This is a genomic window from Streptomyces sp. NPDC002004, from assembly GCF_053593975.1.
In genome coordinates this window covers 89652-107616 of the sequence record NZ_JBSFDP010000007.1, presented here as the reverse complement: position 1 = coordinate 107616, position 17965 = coordinate 89652, and the positions used below count along the sequence as shown (strand labels likewise).

The following is a 17965-nucleotide window of genomic DNA, read 5'->3' as shown; positions in this document are numbered from 1 at the left end:
CCGCCGGTCCCGGCGGAGCCGTCGTCGCACCGTGGGGAGCAGCACATGAGCGTGTCGATCCGCTACCGGCAGGCCTGGGAGAGCTTCTGGAAGGACGCCCCCGACGACGAGGGCGCCGTCCTCTGGGACGCCGAGCCCGCCCGCACGGCTGCCGTCCACCTCGGCCTCTTCGACAGCCACGTCGGCGCTCCGGACCTGCCCCTCGTGGACCTCGGCTGCGGCAACGGCACCCAGACCCGCTACCTCGCCGGACGATTCCCGCGCGTCATCGGCGCCGACCTGTCCGACGCCGCCCTGGACCACGCCCGGCGCGCCGACCCGGACGGGCGGGTCGACTTCCGGCAGCTCGACGCGGCCGACGCCGACGAACCGGGCCGGCTCCACGCGGAACTCGGCGACGCCAACGTCTATATGCGCGGCGTCCTGCACCAGAGCGAGCCCGCCGACCGGCAGCCCCTGGTCGACGGGATCGCCGTACTGATCGGCGAACGCGGCAGGGCCTTCGTCGTGGAGCTCGCCGAGGCCGCCCGGCCCGTCCTCCTGGGCCTCGTGCAGAGCCCGGCGGGCCCGCCGAGCAAGCTCGCGCCGGTCTTCCGGCACGGCATCGCCCCGGGCGAGGTCGCCGATGCGGCCGTGCCGGAGTACGTCCGGCAGGCGGGCCTCAGCGTCCTGGCCGGCGGGGAGCTGCCCCTGGCGACCACCGAGCACACGGCGGACGGCACGCCGATCGTGCTGCCGTCCAGGTGGCTGGTCCTCGGCCGTACGCCCTGACCGCCGACCGGAGTGGCCGCGCCCGGCGGGCGGCCCCGGGAGCCGTCCGCCGCCGCTGCCGCGGACGCCCCGGCTCGGGCACACCCGGGTGCGGGTCTCAGTCGGGGTCGGCGAGCGGGACCGTCACGTCCTGCTCGGTCTTGGCCGGCCTGTGGTCGGTGTACACCAGGCGGATCCGGGTGAACTGCTGCTTGCCGGGATCCTGCGGCCAGGTCTTGGGGCGGAAGAGGGTGACGTCGACGGGGTAGGGGTGGAACCGGCCCGCGGCGCAGTAGGGCTGACAGTCGTTCACCCAGTCGGTGCCCGTGGCCGTGGCCGTCTCCGGGCCCCAGGCACTCCACTTGAGGTCCTTGAGGAGGTTGTTGCCGTCACCACAGGCGAGGATGTAGTCCCCGGGGCGCACCTGCGGCTTCATGAAGCAGTCGACGAGGACCGGCTGGGTGGACGACGGCTGTGCCGGGGCGGCGGACGCCGGTGCCACCGTCGCGAGCGATGCGGCGGCACAGACCATGAGTGCTGTGGTGAGCGTGAGTCTCCGCATATCGGCTCCTAGCCCCTCGTCCCGAGCTCTGGATCGAGGCTACGACGGCACCCCGGTACGCACCACCTGTACCAGTAATGACCAGGCAAAACGCGAAATGTACCGGCTGCCGCGCACGGTCCGGGCCGGGGCCCGCGTCCCGCGTCCGGCCGCCGCGGCCCGTGCGACGCCTCGTGTGCGCCCCCTGTGTGCGAGCGCCGGGCTGCGATAGAACTGGTGGCATGGTGAAGATCCTGATCAGCGCCGACATGGAAGGTGCCACGGGAGTGACCTGGCCTGCGGACGTGCTGCCCGGCACGCCGCAGTGGGAGCGGTGCCGGGCGATGTTCACCTCCGACGTCGACGCGGCCGCGCAGGGCTTCTTCGACGGCGGCGCGGACGAGGTGCTCATCAATGAGGCGCACTGGTCGATGCGCAATCTGCTGCTGGAGCGGCTGGACGGGCGGGCGCAGATGCTCACCGGCCGCCACAAGTCGCTGTCGATGGTCGAGGGGGTGCAGCACGGCGACGTCGACGGCATCGCCTTCGTCGGCTACCACACCGGCGCGGGCACGGACGGCGTGCTCGCGCACACCTACCTCGCCAACTCGATCACCGGGGTCTGGCTGAACGGCGTCCGCGCGAGCGAGGGCCTGCTGAACGCGCACGTGGTCGCCGAGTACGGCGTCCCCGTCGTCCTCGTCACCGGTGACGACCTGACCTGCGAGGACGCGCTCGGATACGCACCGGGCGCGCTGAAGGTCGCCGTGAAGGACCATGTCTCGCGGTACGCGGCGGTGTGCCGAACCCCCGAGCGCACCGCGTCCGACATCCGGGCCGCCGCGAAGGAGGCCGCGGCGCTCGCGGTCCGGCACGAGCCGGTGCGGGGCGGGCCCTTCACCGTGGAGCTGGAGTTCGACGCGGCGCACCTCGCCATGGCGGCGACCGTGGTGCCGGGTGTGGCAGTCTCCGGTGAGCGCAGGGTCGCGTACACCAGCGGCACCATGTACGAGGGCATCCGCACCTTCAAGGCGGTCACCACGATCGTCTCGGCCGCGGTGGAGGAGCAGTATGGCTGACCAGGTGGACCAGCAGGCACTGGACGAGGTCGTGCGGTTCACGTCCGACCTCATCCGCATCGACACCACGAACCGCGGAGGCGGCGACTGCCGGGAGCGGCCCGCCGCCGAGTACGCGGCCGAACAGCTCTCCGGCGCGGGCCTGAAGCCGGAGCTCCTGGAGCGCACCCCGGGGCGTACGAACGTCGTCGCCCGGATCGAGGGCACCGACCCGTCGGCCGACGCGCTGCTCGTGCACGGGCATCTCGACGTGGTGCCCGCGCAGGCCGAGGACTGGCGCGTCCACCCGTTCTCGGGGGAGGTCCGCGACGGTGTCGTCTGGGGGCGCGGCGCCGTGGACATGAAGAACATGGACGCGATGATCCTCGCCGTCGTACGCCACTGGGCGCGCGCCGGGGTCCGGCCACGGCGCGATGTGGTGATCGCGTTCACCGCCGACGAGGAGGCCAGCGCGGTCGACGGCTCGGGCTTCCTCGCCGACCAGCACGCCGACCTCTTCGAGGGGTGCACCGAGGGCATCAGCGAGTCCGGCGCGTTCACCTTCCACGACGGACTCGGCACACAGATCTACCCGATCGCGGCGGGGGAGCGCGGCACCGCCTGGCTGAAGCTGACGGCGCGCGGCCGGGCAGGCCACGGCTCCAAGGTCAACCACGCCAACGCGGTGACCCGGCTCGCCGCCGCGGTCACCCGCATCGGCAGCCACACCTGGCCGGTGCGCCTCACCCCGACGGTCGCCGCCGCCCTCACCGAGATCGCCGCCGTGTACGGCATCAGGACGGACCCCTACGCACCGGGATTCGACGTGGACGCGCTGCTGGAGCGGCTCGGCCCGGCCGCGGCGCTGCTCCAGCCGACCGTCCGGTGCAGCACCAATCCGACCATGCTGGACGCCGGTTACAAGGTGAACGTCATCCCCGGGGACGCCACCGCCCGTGTCGACGGCCGGTATCTGCCCGGCACCGAGGGCGAGTTCCGCGCCACCCTCGACGCGCTCACCGGGCCGCACGTCGCCTGGGAGTTCGACCACCACGAGGTGGCGCTGGAAGCGCCGGTCGACTCGGTCACGTACGCCCGGATGCGCGCCGCCCTGGAGGAGTTCGCGCCCGACGCGCACGTCGTGCCGTTCTGCATGTCCGGTGGCACGGACGCCAAGCAGTTCTCGCGGCTCGGCATCACCGGCTACGGCTTCACCCCGCTGAAGCTGCCCGAGGGCTTCGACTACGGGGCGATGTTCCACGGCGTCGACGAGCGCGTGCCGGTCGAGGCGCTGCACTTCGGGGTCCGGGTCCTGGACCGCTTTCTGCGCACGGCATGAGGGGAATGGGGGAGATGGTGCGGACCGAGCCGTACGGGAGCTGGCAGTCGCCGATCGACGCGGCACTCGCCGCCGCCCACGACGGGCATCCGGAGTACGTGGGCTGTGTCGGCGACGAGGCGTGGTGGACCGAGCCCCGGCCCGCCGAGGGAGGCCGCAGAGAACTGGTGCGGCGGCGGCCCGACGGCACCGAGGAGTCGGTGCTGCCGCCGCCGTGGAACGTCCGCAGCCGCGTCATCGAGTACGGCGGGCAGCCCTGGGCGGGCGTCCCGCGCGGGGACGACGGGCCCCTGCTGGTGTTCGCCCACTTCGCGGACCAGCGGCTCTACGCGTACGAGCCGGACGTCCCCGGAGCCGTGCCGCGGCCTCTCACCCCCGTCTCGCCGGTGGGCGGCGGGCTGCGCTGGGCCGACCCGCACGTGCACGCGGAGCGCGGCGAGGTCTGGTGCGTCCTGGAGGAGTTCACCGGCCCCGCACCCACCGACGTACGCCGGGTCGTCGCCGCCGTCCCGCTGGACGGCTCCGCGGCGGACGACCGGAGCGCCGTGCGGGAACTCTCCGACGACCGGCACCGCTTCGTCACCGGACCCCGCCTGTCCCCGGACGGCACCCGGGCCGCGTGGCTCGCCTGGGACCATCCGCAGATGCCCTGGGACGGTACGGAGCTCGTCCTCGCGGACGTCGCCGACGACGGCACCTTCGCAGGGGCGGCCACCGCCGCGGGCGGCGCCGACGAGTCGATCGCCCAGGTCGAGTGGGCGCCCGACGGCCGACTGCTGTTCGCGAGCGACCGCACGGGCTGGTGGAACCTCTACCGGGCCCGGCCCGACGGCTCGGAGCAGACGGCCCTGTGCCCCCGCGACGAGGAGTTCGCAGGGCCGCTCTGGAAGGTGGGCCTGCGCTGGTTCGCACCGCTCGACGGCGGGCTCGTCGCCGTCGTGCACGGCCGGGGCGCCACGGCGCTCGGCATCCTCGACCCGGAGACGGGCGAAGTCGTCGACGCGGCCGGTCCCTGGACCGAATGGGCGCCGACCGTCGCCGTGCACGGCAGCCGGGTCGTCGGCGTGGCCGCCAGCCCCCGCAGCGCGGCCGAGGTCGTGGAACTGGACACCTGCACCGGTCGAGCCCGCGTCGTCGGTGCCCGGCACGACGACCCGGTCGAGCCCGCGTACTACCCCGAGCCGCACATCCGTACGTTCGCCGGACCGGCCGGGCGGGAGATCCACGCCCATATCTATCCGCCGCACCACCCCGACCGGGTGGCGCCCCACGACGAGCTTCCGCCCTACGTGGTGTGGGTGCACGGCGGTCCGACCGGACGGGCCGCGCTCGTCCTCGACCTGGAGATCGCCTACTTCACCTCGCGCGGCATCGGTGTCGTCCAGGTCAACTACGGGGGCTCCACCGGACACGGCCGCGCCTACCGCAACCGGCTGCGCGAGCAGTGGGGCGTCGTCGACGTCGAGGACTGCGCCGCCGTCGCCCTCGCGCTCGCCGACGAGGGCACCGCGGATCCGGGCCGGCTCGCGATCCGCGGCGGCAGCGCGGGCGGCTGGACGGCGGCCGCGTCGCTGGCCGCCACCGACGTGTACGCCTGCGGCACGGTCATCTACCCCGTCCTCGACCTCGTCGGCTGGAGCACCGGAGAGACCCACGACTTCGAGTCCCAGTACCTGGAGAGCCTGGTGGGTCCCTTCGCCGAGGTCCCCGGCCGGTACATCGAGCGGTCGCCCGCCGAGAACGCGGACGGCGTCACGGCGCCGTTCCTGCTGCTCCAGGGACTCGACGACGTCATCTGTCCGCCCGCCCAGTGCGAGCGCTTCCTCGCGCGTATGGACGGGCGCCGGGTGCCGCACGCGTACATCGCCTTCGAGGGGGAGGGCCACGGCTTCCGGCGCGCCGACACCATGGTCCGTGCCCTGGAGGCCGAACTGTCCCTCTACGCCCAGACCTTCGGCCTGACGATCCCCGGCATCCCCACCCTGGAGCTCTCCAAGTGAACCCCCTGACACGGCCCGCCCGTCTCGGCCCCGGCGACCGGGTCGCCGTGGTCGCGCCGAGCGGACCCGTCCCGGAGGAGCGCCTCCAGGCCGGGCTCGACCTGCTCCGCGGCTGGGACCTCGACCCGGTCGTGGCACCGCATGTCCTGGACCGCGAGCCCGCCTTCGACTACCTCGCGGGCACCGACGCCGACCGGGCCGCCGACCTCCAGCAGGCCTGGTGCGACCCCGCGGTCGCCGGGGTGTTCTGCGCCCGCGGCGGATACGGCGCCCAGCGCATGGCCGACCTGCTCGACTGGGACGCGCTGCGGGCCGCCGGACCCAAGGTGTTCGTCGGGTTCAGCGACATCACCGCGCTGCACGAGGCGTTCGCCGCCCGGCTGGGACTCGTCACCCTGCACGGGCCCATGGCCGCGGGCATCGACTTCGTCAAGAACGCGGCGGCGCAGGAGCATCTGCGGGCGACGCTCTTCGCCCCCGAGACGGTGCGCACGATCCGCGCGGGGCGGCCCCTCGTCCCGGGCCGGGCGGCCGGGGTCACCCTCGGCGGATGCCTGTCGCTGCTCGCCGCGGAGACCGGCACACCGTACGCACGGAGCTCCGCGCGGGGCGGGCTGGTGTTCCTGGAGGACGTGGGGGAGGAGACCTACCGGCTGGACCGCTGCCTCACCCAGCTGCTGCGGGCGGGATGGTTCGACTCCGTCGCCGGGGTCGTGCTCGGCTCCTGGGAGGGCTGTTCCCCCTACGAGGAACTGCGCCGGCTGTTCCTCGACCGGCTGGGCGGGCTCGGGGTCCCGGTCGTGGAGGAGTTCGGCTTCGGGCACTGCGAGGGGGCGCTCACGGTGCCGTTCGGGGTCCGGGCCGAACTCGACGCCGGGGCCGGGACACTGACGCTGGACGAGCCGGCGCTCGCCTGAGAGCCGCCCAGGACCCGGAGCCGGCGCCCCGGCCCGTGCGGAGGCGCCCCGCCGCGTTGGGCGGGCCCCGGGTGACGTCGCGCAATCCGGCACGCGCCGACGCCACCGCAGCGGCGGCCGGGTCCCCCACGGACATCCACGGCGGCGCCCGCGCGCACAGCCGGACACCCGGGGTTTCCGGCCGCCCGACGCCACCGGCCGGCGTATACGGTGACCGCATGTCCGAGACCGCCACCCCCTACCTCGCCACCGGCCCCCGCGTCGGCATCCGCCCCTTCACCCTCGGCGACGGCGAGGAGTTCACCGCGCGCGCCCGCGAGAGCAAGCGGCTGCACCACCCGTGGCTGTTCCCGCCGGACACCGCGGAGACGTACGCCGCGTACGCGCGCAGGCTCATCGACGACCCGACGCGGCGCGGGTTCCTCGTGTGCGCGCGGGAGACCGGCGCCATCGCGGGATTCATCAACATCAACAACATCGTCGAAGGCGCCTTCCAGTGCGGCGCGCTCGGCTACGGCGCCTTCGCGCACGCCGCCGGACGCGGCCTGATGGGCGAAGGCCTCGGGCTGGTCGTGCGGTACGCGTTCGGCGAACTCGGGCTGCACCGGCTGGAGATCAACGTCCAGCCGGACAACACGGCCTCCGTCGCGCTCGCGCGGCGCGGCGGGTTCCGCCACGAGGGCTTCTCGCCGGACTTCCTGTTCGTCGACGGCGCCTGGCGCGACCACGAACGGTGGGCGATCACCGCGGAGATGCTCTGACCTCCGGCCCCGCGGCGCAGGCCTTTGCGCAATCCTGACCCGGGCAGCCCCTGGCGGGTGTCCCGATCACGATGTTCCATGGTCATCGGGGAGCACCGGACCGCCGGCGCACCCCACAGCCAAGGGGAGCTGTGAAAGGGGAGGCTGCCTTGCCGTCGACGGCCACGACGATCCGACGTGACGTACTGACCCTGCCCGCCGCGGACCTGGGACCGCGCAACCCGCTGCCGCCGCTGCGGCCGATGGACGAGGTGCACGAACTCGACGACCGGGCACGCGACGGGCTGCCTCCCGCCATGGCCCGCCAGATCGGCTACGCGCCGCTGCGCAGCGTCCTGCCGGAGCGCATCCGCGACGGGTACGGACGCGAGCGCTCCGGGACCGCACTCGACACGATCGTCGTCGAGAACGACAAGCTGCGCGTGACGGTGCTGCCCGGGCTCGGCGGCCGCGTCCACTCCCTCTTCCACAAGGCGACCGGACGCGAACTGCTCTACCGCAACCCGGTGTTCCAGCCCGCCGACTTCGCGCTCAACGGCGCATGGTTCTCCGGCGGCATCGAGTGGAACATCGGCGCCACCGGGCACACCACGCTCTCCTGCGCACCCGTGCACGCGGCCCGGGTGACCGCGCCCGACGGCGGCGAGATGCTGCGGCTGTGGGAGTGGGAGCGGCTGCGCGACCTGCCCTTCCAGGTCGACCTGTGGCTGCCCGCGGGCTCGGACTTCCTGTACGTGGGCGTCCGCATCCGCAATCCGCACGAGAAGACCGCGCCCGTCTACTGGTGGTCCAACATCGCCGTGCCCGAGGAGCGCAGGGTGCTCGCACCGGCCGACGAGGCCTGGCACTTCGGGTACGAGCGCAGTCTGCGCCGGGTCCCGGTCCCCGAGTTCGACGGCGCCGACCGGACCTACCCGCAGCGCAGCGCCCACCCGGCCGACTACTTCTACGAGGTGCCCGACGGGCAGCGCCGCTGGATCGCCGCGGTCGACGCCGACGGCGACGGCCTCGTCCAGACGTCGACCGATCTGCTGCGCGGACGCAAGCTGTTCCTGTGGGGCTCCGGCACCGGCGGCCGCCGCTGGCAGCGCTGGCTGACCGAGCCGGGCACCGGAGGGTACGCCGAGATCCAGGCAGGTCTCGCACGCACGCAGCTGGAGCACGTACCTCTGGAGGGCGAGGGCGAGTTCGCCTGGCTGGAGGCGTACGGCCCGCTGTCGGCGAGCCCGCAGACCGTGCACGGCGCCGACTGGGGCGCCGCGCGCGGCGAGGCCGAAGGGCGCCTGGAGCAGGTACTGCCGCGTGCCTCCGTCGACGCCGCGTACGAGGCGTGGCGGCCGCACGCCGACACCGAACCCGGCGAGATCCTCGCCGTCGGCTCCGGGTGGGGCGCCCTGGAAGTCCTGCGTGCGGAGCACAAGCTGCCCGGGACTCCCTTCGACGAGGCCACGCTGGGCCCGGAGCAGGCACCGTGGCGGGAGCTGCTGCGCACCGGTGCCTTCCCGGTGCCGCGCCGGGTCGGGCCGCCCGGGACCACGCTCGTCGCTCCGCACTGGCGGGACATGCTGGAGACCGCACCGGCCGAACCGCTCGCCGAGTACCACCTCGGTGTCGCCCAGTGGCACGCGGGCGACCAGGCACAGGCTGTGCGCAGCTGGGAGCGGGCCCTGGAACTGGCGCCGTCCCTGTGGCCGCTGCTGCGCTGCCTCGCGGTCGCCGACCTCACGGCGGGGCACCGGGAGCGCGCCGCCGACCGGTACGAGGAGGCCTTCGACGACCTGTGCCGGGAACGGCGGGACGACGGGGAGACCTGGACGGCGGTCACCGCGGCACTGGGGCGGGAGGCGATCGAGGTGCTGCTCGCCGCGCGGCGCACCGCAGCGGCCCGCGCCGTCTGGGAGCGGTTGCACGCGCCGACCCGGGCGCGGGGCCGGTTCCGCCTCCTGGAGGCGGAACTGCTCGCCGCCGAGGGACGCGAGGACGAGGCCCGGGCCGTGTTCGACGAGGGCTTCGAGGTGGCGGACCTGAGGGAGGGCGCCGAGACGATCGGTGAGCTGTGGGGTCGCCTCACCGATGAGCCGCTGCCGGAGCGCTACGACTTCCGGATGCGGCCGCCCGCGCGGTAGCCGGGCGGCCCCGGGTCAGCCGACCGGCTTCCTGTCCGCGTACTCGAAGACCGTGCCGTCGGGATGCAGGGCGATCAGGTTGCGGCCCGCCGGGGTCGGGACCGGGCCCGCGAGGATCCTCGCCCCGGACGAGGTGAGGACGTCGTGTGCCTCGTCGACGTCCTCGACGGCGATGGTCGCCGAGACCTTCCGCAGGATCTCCAGCTCCTGCGCCGAGCCGCTCATCAGCAGGAAGCAGCCGACCGCGGCGACCGAGACGCCGCCGCGGTCGAACCGGAGCGCTCTGCTGCCGGCCAGCCGTTCGTAGAACGGCACCGTGGCCTCCAAGTCCTCGACGCAGATACGCAGCGTGGTCCCAAGGATCTCCATGGGGGCGAGCCTAGTTGGTGGCGCGCCGTCCGCGGGATCACCTGCGGCACAGGATCTCGCCGTGCAGCACGGCGAACCACGCGTCGTCCCGGGCGCCCCACGCACGCCAGGCATCCGCGATCCCCCGCAGCTCGCCGACGGTCGCGTGGCCGCCCTCCACGGCGCGCTCGGCGTAGGCGGAGGCGACCGTGCGGTCGGCCCACAGGCCGCTCCACCAGGCGCGCTCCTCGGGCGAGGCGAAGCACCACGTGCTCGCCGTGGAGGTGACGTCGGTGAAACCCGCCTCCAGCGCCCACGACCTCAGACGGCGCCCCGCGTCCGGTTCACCGCCGTTCGCGCGGGCCACCCGCCGGTAGAGCTCCAGCCAGGCGTCCATGCCGGGGGACTGCGGGAACCACGTCATCGCCGCGTAGTCCGAGTCGCGGACGGCTACGAAACCGCCCGGCTCGGTGACACGGCGCATCTCGCGCAGCGCCTGGACGGGGTCGCCCACGTGCTGCAGCACCTGGTGGGCGTGGACGACGTCGAAGGAGGCGTCCGGGTGGTCCAGTGCGTGGACGTCGGCCACCGCGAAGTCCACGTTCGTCAGGCCCCGTTCGGCGGCCGTGGCGCGGGCCTGCTCCAGGATGCCGGGAGCGCGGTCGACGCCCGTCACCCGTCCCTCGGGAACCAGGTGCGCGAGATCGGCGGTGATGGTGCCGGGGCCGCAGCCGATGTCCAGGATGCGCATATGCGGCTTCAGCACGTCCAGGAGGTACCCGGCCGAATTGGCTGCGGTGCGCCAGGTGTGCGAGCGCAGCACGGACTCGTGGTGCCCGTGCGTGTAGACGGCGGTCTCCCTCGACTCGGACATGGCCGTTCCCCTCTTCGTCGCCCCGAGGCCTGCGCCGCCACGCCGGTGCGTGACGGCGCCCACCACCGTACGCGCTCATGTCGAATGATGAGACCCGAATATCACCATGCGGACGAAGGGGGATGGGAGGCCGAGGGCGGCGCGGACGTCCCTCACAGGGTCTGGACCTGGTACACCGTCAGGCCCTCGTGCAGCTTGTCCACCTCCAGCACCGGTCCCGCCGTGCCCACTTCACCGTCGTAGGCGAGCGGCGTGCCCGCCGTGATGCCCGCCACGCGCAGCCGCGGCAGACGCACCGCCGTGTGGAACGGCGAGCGCGACAGCGGACCCGCCAGTGCCGCCCCCAGCAGCCGCACACCCGGCCAGCGCCCGGCCGTCACGGCCCGCAGATCCAGCAGCCCGTCGGCGAGATCGGCCCGCCGGCCCGCGGTGAGGCCCATGCGGCGGTAGGTGCAGTTGCCGGCGAACAGCAGCCACAGGGCACGCCGCCGGCCGTCCAGGTCGATCTCCAGCGGATGGTCGCGGCGCAGCACGTGCACCGCGGCGACGACATCGGCGAGCCGGCCGCCGATCCGGTCCGACCAGCGCTCCCGCTCCCGCACCAGCTCCGGATACACGCCCAGGCTCAGCGTGTTGAGGAACACCCCGGTCCTCCCGCCGGTCCGGAACCTGCCCACGTCGACGGCGACGGCATCGCCGCGCTGCAGCGCGGTCACCAGATCCCGCGGGTCCTCCGTCCCCAGGTCGTAGGCGAAGTGGTTCAGCGTGCCCCCGGGCAGCACCGCGAGCGGCAGCCCGTGCTCCAGCGCGACCGCGGCGGCCGTGTTCACGGTGCCGTCGCCGCCGGACACGCCCAGCACCTGCGCACGGGACGCCGCCTTGGTCAGTTCCTCCTCGACGGTGTCCCCCCGGCACTCCACGACCTCGGCGAGCGGCAGCGCGTCCCGCAGCACCCGCATCCGCTCCGGGGAGCCCGCGTCCGTATTGACGACCATCACCAGCCCCCGGCCGTCCGGCACCGCGGGCGCGTCCACCACGGGGCGCCCCGGGGACGGCATCTGGTCCCGGGTCGGCACCAGACCGCGCACCGCGAACGCCGCGCCGACACCGAGGGCCGCGCCCACCACGACATCGCTCGGGTAGTGGACACCGGTGTAGACGCGGGACGCGGCCACCGCGAGGGCGAGTGGCGCCACCGCCGCACCCCAGCCGCGTGACTCCAGCGCCACGCCGGTGGCGAACGCGGCGGCCGATGCGGCGTGCCCCGACGGGAACGACGTGGTGATGGGCTGCCGCTTCAGCTGACGGACCAGGGGAACCGTCGTCAGTATCGGCCGGGCCCGGCGCACCGACCGCTTGCCCAGGGTGTTGATGGTGGCGGACGCCAGCGCCAGGGAGGCGAGGCCGCGCACCGCCGCCCGCCTGGCCCTTGGCGTACGGGTCGCGGCGAGGGCGGCCGCCGTGCCGAACCACAGCACGCCGTGGTTCGCGGCGTGGCTGAGCCGGGGCAGGACCCGGTCGCCGCCCGGCCAGTGCCGGCGGGCGACCGACTCGAAGGCCCGCAGATCGAGTCCCGTCAGGCGGGTGAGCGCGGCGGGCACGGGCTCGGCTCCGCCGCGGGAGAGGCGCGAGAGGCCGGGCAGGCGCAGGAGGCGGGCGGAGCGATCAGCGTCGGCGTACATTCCCTCCCGTTACCCCCAACCTGCGCCGACCCTGCCTCCCGGGCGTGAAATTCAGTTGGACCGCCCAAGCCGCAGCCCCGACAATGTCCGACCATGGGACATCTGGAAGCCGCGCACCTGGAGTACTACCTGCCCGACGGGAGGGCGCTGCTCGGCGATGTCTCCTTCCGGGTGGGCGAAGGCGCCACGGTCGCGCTGGTCGGGCCGAACGGCGCCGGCAAGACCACGCTGCTCCGGCTGATCTCCGGCGAGCTGAAGCCCCACGCGGGGACCGTGACCGTGAGCGGCGGGCTCGGCGTGATGCCGCAGTTCGTCGGCTCCGTGCGGGACGCCACGACCGTGCGTGACCTGCTCGTGTCGGTCGCGCCGCCCCGGCTGCGCGAGGCCGCGAAGGCCGTCGACGCCGCCGAGCACGCCATCATGACCGTCGACGACGAGGCCGCGCAGCTCCAGTACGCGCAGGCCCTCTCCGACTGGGCCGAGGCGCGGGGGTACGAGGCGGAGACGCTGTGGGACATCTGCACCACGGCCGCGCTCGGCGTCCCGTACGAGAAGGCGCAGTGGCGCGAGGTGCGCACCCTCAGCGGCGGCGAGCAGAAGCGGCTCGTCCTGGAGGCCCTTCTCCGGGGCACCGACGAGGTGCTGCTGCTCGACGAGCCGGACAACTACCTCGACGTACCCGGCAAGCGCTGGCTGGAGGAGCGGCTGCGCGAGACGCGAAAGACCGTGCTGTTCGTCTCGCACGACCGCGAGCTGCTCGCCCGGGCCGCCGAGAAGATCGTCAGCGTCGAGCCGAGCCCGGCGGGTGCGGACGCCTGGGTGCACGGCGGCGGCTTCGCCACGTACCACGAAGCACGGCGCGAACGCTTCGCGCGCTTCGAGGAGTTGCGGCGCCGCTGGGACGAGAAGCACGCCCAGCTGAAGAAGCTCGTGCTGAACCTGCGCCAGGCCGCCGAGAACAGCCACGAGATGGCCTCCCGCTACCGCGCCGCCCAGACCAGGCTGCGCAAGTTCGAGGAGGCGGGGCCGCCGCCCGAGCCGCCCCGCGAGCAGGACATCCGGATGCGGCTGCACGGCGGCCGCACCGGCGTGCGCGCCGTCACCTGCCAGTCCCTCGAGCTGACCGGCCTCATGAAGCCCTTCGACCTGGAGGTCTTCTACGGCGAGCGGGTCGCCGTGCTCGGCTCCAACGGATCGGGCAAGTCGCACTTCCTGCGCCTGCTCGCCGGTGACGAGGTCGCGCACTCGGGCGCCTGGAAGCTCGGCGCGCGCGTGGTGCCCGGCCACTTCGCGCAGACCCACGCCCATCCCGAGCTGGCGGGGCGCACCCTCCTCGACATCCTGTGGCGGGAGCACGCCAAGGACCGCGGAGCAGCCATGTCGCGGCTGCGCCGCTACGAGCTGACCGGCCAGGCGGAGCAGCACTTCGACAAGCTGTCCGGCGGACAGCAAGCCCGTTTCCAGATCCTGCTCCTGGAGCTCGCGGGCGCCACGGCGCTGCTCCTGGACGAGCCCACCGACAACCTCGACCTGGAGTCCGCCGAGGCCCTCCAGGAGGGCCTGGAGGCCTTCGAGGGCACGGTGCTGGCGGTCACCCACGACCGCTGGTTCGCGCGCTCGTTCGACCGCTATCTGGTCTTCGGCAGCGACGGCCGGGTCCGCGAGACCGCGGAGCCGGTGTGGGACGAGCGCCGTGTGGAGCGCGCCCGCTAGGGGCCCCCGGACCCGCTCCGACCTGGGCTTTCGGGCTACGCAGGCCCGGGGCCCCGGACGTTCGTACAGTGGGGGGAGAAGGCGAAGTCCACAGCTCACTACGAGTGGGGTGCCATATGACCGGAGTCGACCCGGGGCGCCTGGACGACCAGCAGCTGATGAAGGAGCTGGAGACGATCCACCGCACCCGCCACGACACCCTGCTGCACGGTTCGAACGACGCGCTGCAGGCGCACAATCTCAGGATGGCGCAACTGGAGGGGGAATACCTGCGGCGCCATCCACGCCGTCCCGTCGCCCGCGCCCGGACCCGGTCCGGCGCGCGGGAGCGGGACCCCCAATGCGCCCACGGGGAGTGACGGGTCCGCCGTGGCGCGGCCGGTGAGCCCGGACCGAGGGCCGGGGCACCCCCGGGAAGGGTGACAGGCATGCCGCACACCCCGCACCACGCGCTGCTCGCCCGCTACACGGAGGCCGTGCGGCTGTTCACCGACCGGGTGCACACCGTCCGTCCCGACCAGTGGGACGCGTCCACACCGTGCGCCGAGTGGTCCGTGCGGGACCTCGTCAACCACGTCACCGTGGAACAGCTCTGGGTGCCGTCCCTGGTCACCGACGGCGCGACCGTCGCAGAGGTCGGCGACACCTTCGACGGCGACGTGCTCGGTGGCGACCCCGTCACCACGTGGGACGCAGCGGCCGAGGCGGCCCGTGTCGCCTTCCGCGCCCCCGGCGCCCTCGACGGCACCGTGCATCTGTCCTACGGGGACACCTCCACCGGCGACTACTGCAGCCAGATGATCGCCGACCTCGTGGTGCACGGCTGGGACCTCTCACGGGGCATCGGCGCGGACGAGCACCTGCCGGGCGTCCTGGTGAACTTCGCGGTTCGCGAAGTCACCCCGTACGCTGCCGACTTGGAGAAGAGCGGAGTCTTCGCCGCGTCGGTGGAACCGCCGCCGGACGCGGATGTGCAGACCAGGTTGCTGTGCCTGCTGGGGAGGAACCCCTAGCGGCGGGGGTGGGGGTCCTTTGTCCACGGGGGGTGGGGGCGCGTCGTCGTCCCCGGCGTCCGGGCCGTCCCTGACGTCCTTTCGCACGGACGACGTGGACCGGGCCAGGAAGCTGATCGGCGAGACGTACTACGCCAACGCCATGGACGTCATCGACGGGGCCCGCGGCTTCCGGGCCCGCTTCGACATCGGCCGGCTCGGCTCGCTCACGGTCGGCGAGATGGGGTGCGGGGCCGATGTACGGATGCGGTTCGGGGAACTCGGCGCGTACCACGTGACCGTCGCGCTGAGCGGCCATGTGACCTGGCGGCAGGGAACGGCACCCGGCACCACGACGTCCGTGACGCGCGCCGGGGTGCTTCAGCCGGTCGGGGACACCGTGATCGACCGGTGGAGCGGGGACTCGCGGGTACTCGCCGTGAAGATCGACCGTGCCGCGCTGGAGGAACGCCTGGGACAGCTGCTGGGCCGGTCGCCGCGCACGCCCGTCGAGTTCGCCTCCGGCTTCGACGTCGTCCAGGGGCCGGGGCGCGGGTGGGCCCGGCTGCTGCGGACCGTCATCGACGAGCTCCGTGACGCGCCCCCGGCCCTCGTGCACCAGCCACTGGTCTCCGCGCCGCTGGAGGAGGCCCTGCTCAACGGGCTGCTGGTCACCGTCGAGCATCCCTACCGGGCCGAACTGACCGCCCCCGCCCAGGCATTGCGGCCCGCCCCCGTGAAGCGGGCCATCGACGCGATGCGGGAGCGGCCCGAGCATCCGTTCACGACGGCCGAGCTCGCCGCGGAGGCCCGGGTCGGGGTGCGGTGGCTGCAGGAGGCGTTCCGGCGGTACGTCGGGGTGTCGCCGATGGCGTATCTGCGGGGGCTGCGGCTCGACCGCGCACGCTCGGATCTCCGGGCCGCGGGACCCGACGAGCGGGGCGTCGGTGACGTGGCCCATCGCTGGGGGTTCACCCACCTCGGACGGTTCGCGGCGCAGTACCGGGAGCGGCACGGGGAACTGCCGTCGGAGACGTTGCGCTCGCGCTGAGCGGGACGGTCGGGCGCCGGGGCGCCGGGGTGCGCTCGCCGTGCTGTGTCCGGCGCCCCGCGGATGCGCATGCGTCGTACGGCGGTCCGGGGGCCCGTCCCGTCGTGCTGCGTGGGCCGGAAGAACCGGTGGGCGGTCGGCGGAGTGGCTCGGGCGGACGCTCCGGGCCCGTGGAGTGCGCTATCCGGACACCGGGTGCGTCCAGAGGATCGCGTTCCCCGGATACGGGGCCTAGCGTTCTCGTGTTGCCGGTGGGCCGGCCGTTCCAGGGGTGCCGTTGCGCGCCCGGGGCGGCCGTGACGGATCCCGGCTGCGTTTCCGGCCCGGCGTCGTCCCGCCGGGCCGGCTTGCGACTGCGGGCCCGGTCCCTTCCGGATCACCTTCACCGGGCCCGCACTCCCACGAGCGCCCGGCGGTCGCGCCGGCCCGGGGTTCGGGGCACGCTGGAGGCGGAGCGAGCCGGCGTGTGGAGGTGCGTATGGGGCCGCAGGGGCATGGACCCGTCCGGTACGGACCGCCCCTGCCGGAACACGGCCTGCCGGTGCCGGCCATGCCGTCCGCCGCCGCGGCGGACGATGTGACGCCCGAGCCCGTCGGCGGCGGCCCCGCCCTGCTGGACGCGGCGCGCGGCTACTGGGCCCGCCGGGGTCTGGCGGCCGAGCGGGACCACGTCGCCGGCGCGCCCGGCGCCCCCGTCCTGCTGCTGGCCCTGACCGCGGCCGTCGGCGGCGACGTCCTGCTGCCCCGCCCCTGCTCCGCCTGGTGGACGCCGCAGCCACGGCTGCTCGGCCGGTCCGCGTACCACGTGGGCACACCGGCCGAGTGCGGCGGTGTCCCGGACGCGTACGCCCTGCTGGAGACCGTACGGCGGGTCCGTGCCGAGGGCGGCGACCCGCGGCTGCTCGTGCTGTCCGTCGCCGACGACCCCACCGCCACGGTGGCCCCTCCGGAGGTGCTGCACGAGACGGTGGAGGCCGCCGTCGCCGAGGGCCTGCACATCGTCAGCGACGAGACGTGGCGGGACACCCTGCACCGACCGCCGCCGGAGCAGCGGAGCGGGCGGGCCCGTGGCGTCGCACCCTCGCCGGTCGTGCTGAGCCCGGCCGAGATGTGGCCGGAACGGGTCACCGTGCTCACCGATCTCGCCGGTGCCTTCCTGCCGCGCGGCTGGCCCGTCGCCGTCGCCCGGTTCCCCGGCACCGACGAGGGCCGGGCCCTGCGGGCACAGGTGCTGGACGTGCTCACCGCGGCGGGCGGACGGATCGCGACTCCCGTCGCCGCCGCGGCCACGCACGCCCTGGGCGAGCCCGACGACGTCACGGCATGGCGCGACGCCGCCGTACGTCTGCACGCACGCGTCGCCGCGGCCGCACACCACGCGCTGCTCACCGCCGGAGCGCTGGCCCGGCCGCCCGCGTGCGGGCGGCACCTGTACGCCGACCTCGCACCGTTCCGCTCCGCCCTCGGCGCCCTCGGCGTCACCGACGCGCAGGAACTGGAGGACTTCCTCACCGACCGGCTCGGCATGCCGACCCCCGGCGGCCATCGTTTCGGCGACGACCTCGCCGCCCTGCGCGTACGCCTCTCGACGGGGCCCCTGCTGGGCGCCACGCAGGAGCAGCGCGCCGCCTCGCTGGCCGCCCCCGATCCCCTGGAACTGCCCCATGTGGCCGAGGCCTTGGACTGGTTCGGTTCCGCGCTGGACGATCTGCGGGCCGGCGTCCGGCGGTACTGGCCCGCGGGCCCTTCCTAGACCGGCCCCCGCAGGGCCCCCGTGTCCCGCCGGCGTCCGCCCGGTGCCCGACCGGGACAG

The 17965-nt window shown here is 74.2% G+C and carries 16 protein-coding genes; 12 read left to right on the top strand and 4 right to left on the bottom strand.

From position 1 onward, the window contains the following. Window positions 1–45 precede the first annotated feature (45 nt). Entirely contained in the window at window positions 46–771 is a 726-nt protein-coding gene (locus ACWCP6_RS14115; RefSeq protein ID WP_450932667.1) for a class I SAM-dependent methyltransferase, read from the top strand. 97 nt (window positions 772–868) lie between these two features. On the opposite strand, the gene ACWCP6_RS14110 is transcribed toward ACWCP6_RS14115, so the two are convergent. Further along, window positions 869–1312: a hypothetical protein gene (locus ACWCP6_RS14110; RefSeq protein ID WP_450932666.1), complete on the bottom strand. Its 444-nt coding sequence runs from the start codon at window positions 1310–1312 to the stop codon at window positions 869–871. Window positions 1313–1536: 224 nt separating this feature from the next. On the opposite strand from ACWCP6_RS14110, the gene ACWCP6_RS14105 reads away from it, so the two are divergent. The 6 genes from ACWCP6_RS14105 (at window position 1537) to ACWCP6_RS14080 (ending at window position 9492) form a co-directional block, all read left to right on the top strand. After that, complete coding sequence (locus ACWCP6_RS14105) at window positions 1537–2370, top strand: M55 family metallopeptidase (RefSeq protein WP_450932820.1); 834 nt, start codon at window positions 1537–1539, stop codon at window positions 2368–2370. Beyond that, window positions 2363–3688: a M20/M25/M40 family metallo-hydrolase gene (locus tag ACWCP6_RS14100; protein ID WP_450932665.1), complete on the top strand. Its 1326-nt coding sequence runs from the start codon at window positions 2363–2365 to the stop codon at window positions 3686–3688. Before ACWCP6_RS14105 ends, ACWCP6_RS14100 begins: the two co-directional genes overlap by 8 nt. A 5-nt stretch (window positions 3689–3693) precedes the next feature. Beyond that, window positions 3694–5688: a prolyl oligopeptidase family serine peptidase gene (locus ACWCP6_RS14095; RefSeq protein WP_450932664.1), complete on the top strand. Its 1995-nt coding sequence runs from the start codon at window positions 3694–3696 to the stop codon at window positions 5686–5688. Continuing rightward, window positions 5685–6605, top strand: coding sequence for a S66 peptidase family protein (locus ACWCP6_RS14090; RefSeq protein ID WP_450932663.1), 921 nt, complete (start codon window positions 5685–5687; stop codon window positions 6603–6605). Before ACWCP6_RS14095 ends, ACWCP6_RS14090 begins: the two co-directional genes overlap by 4 nt. 218 nt (window positions 6606–6823) lie before the next feature. After that, window positions 6824–7366: a GNAT family N-acetyltransferase gene (locus ACWCP6_RS14085; protein WP_450932662.1), complete on the top strand. Its 543-nt coding sequence runs from the start codon at window positions 6824–6826 to the stop codon at window positions 7364–7366. A gap of 149 nt (window positions 7367–7515) precedes the next feature. After that, on the top strand, window positions 7516–9492 hold the full coding sequence (locus ACWCP6_RS14080) for a DUF5107 domain-containing protein (RefSeq protein ID WP_450932661.1): 1977 nt from the start codon (window positions 7516–7518) through the stop codon (window positions 9490–9492). A 15-nt stretch (window positions 9493–9507) separates the two neighbouring features. Here the strand turns inward: ACWCP6_RS14080 and ACWCP6_RS14075 are convergent, their stop codons facing one another. The 3 genes from ACWCP6_RS14075 to ACWCP6_RS14065 all read right to left on the bottom strand — a co-directional run bounded on the left by ACWCP6_RS14075 (window position 9508) and on the right by ACWCP6_RS14065 (window position 12396). Then, window positions 9508–9861, bottom strand: coding sequence for a VOC family protein (locus tag ACWCP6_RS14075; RefSeq protein ID WP_450932660.1), 354 nt, complete (start codon window positions 9859–9861; stop codon window positions 9508–9510). Between the two features lie 37 nt (window positions 9862–9898). Next, window positions 9899–10714 carry a class I SAM-dependent methyltransferase gene (locus ACWCP6_RS14070; RefSeq protein WP_450932659.1) on the bottom strand — a complete coding sequence of 272 codons (816 nt, stop codon included), beginning with the start codon at window positions 10712–10714 and terminating at the stop codon, window positions 9899–9901. Window positions 10715–10866: 152 nt separating this feature from the next. Beyond that, window positions 10867–12396, bottom strand: coding sequence for a phosphatase PAP2 family protein (locus ACWCP6_RS14065; protein WP_450932658.1), 1530 nt, complete (start codon window positions 12394–12396; stop codon window positions 10867–10869). Window positions 12397–12489: 93 nt separating this feature from the next. Between ACWCP6_RS14065 and ACWCP6_RS14060 the strand changes: the two genes are divergently transcribed. From ACWCP6_RS14060 to ACWCP6_RS14040, 5 genes are all read left to right on the top strand, one after another. Beyond that, window positions 12490–14109: an ABC-F family ATP-binding cassette domain-containing protein gene (locus ACWCP6_RS14060; protein WP_450932657.1), complete on the top strand. Its 1620-nt coding sequence runs from the start codon at window positions 12490–12492 to the stop codon at window positions 14107–14109. A gap of 116 nt (window positions 14110–14225) precedes the next feature. Beyond that, entirely contained in the window at window positions 14226–14468 is a 243-nt protein-coding gene (locus ACWCP6_RS14055) for a DUF6158 family protein (RefSeq protein ID WP_450932656.1), read from the top strand. A gap of 69 nt (window positions 14469–14537) precedes the next feature. Next, entirely contained in the window at window positions 14538–15122 is a 585-nt protein-coding gene (locus tag ACWCP6_RS14050; RefSeq protein WP_450932655.1) for a TIGR03086 family metal-binding protein, read from the top strand. A 94-nt stretch (window positions 15123–15216) separates the two neighbouring features. Next, window positions 15217–16152 (top strand): AraC family transcriptional regulator, encoded by a 936-nt coding sequence (locus ACWCP6_RS14045; protein WP_450932654.1) that lies wholly within the window; start codon window positions 15217–15219, stop codon window positions 16150–16152. 478 nt (window positions 16153–16630) lie between these two features. Continuing rightward, on the top strand, window positions 16631–17905 hold the full coding sequence (locus ACWCP6_RS14040; RefSeq protein ID WP_450932653.1) for a pyridoxal phosphate-dependent aminotransferase: 1275 nt from the start codon (window positions 16631–16633) through the stop codon (window positions 17903–17905). Window positions 17906–17965 lie beyond the last annotated feature (60 nt).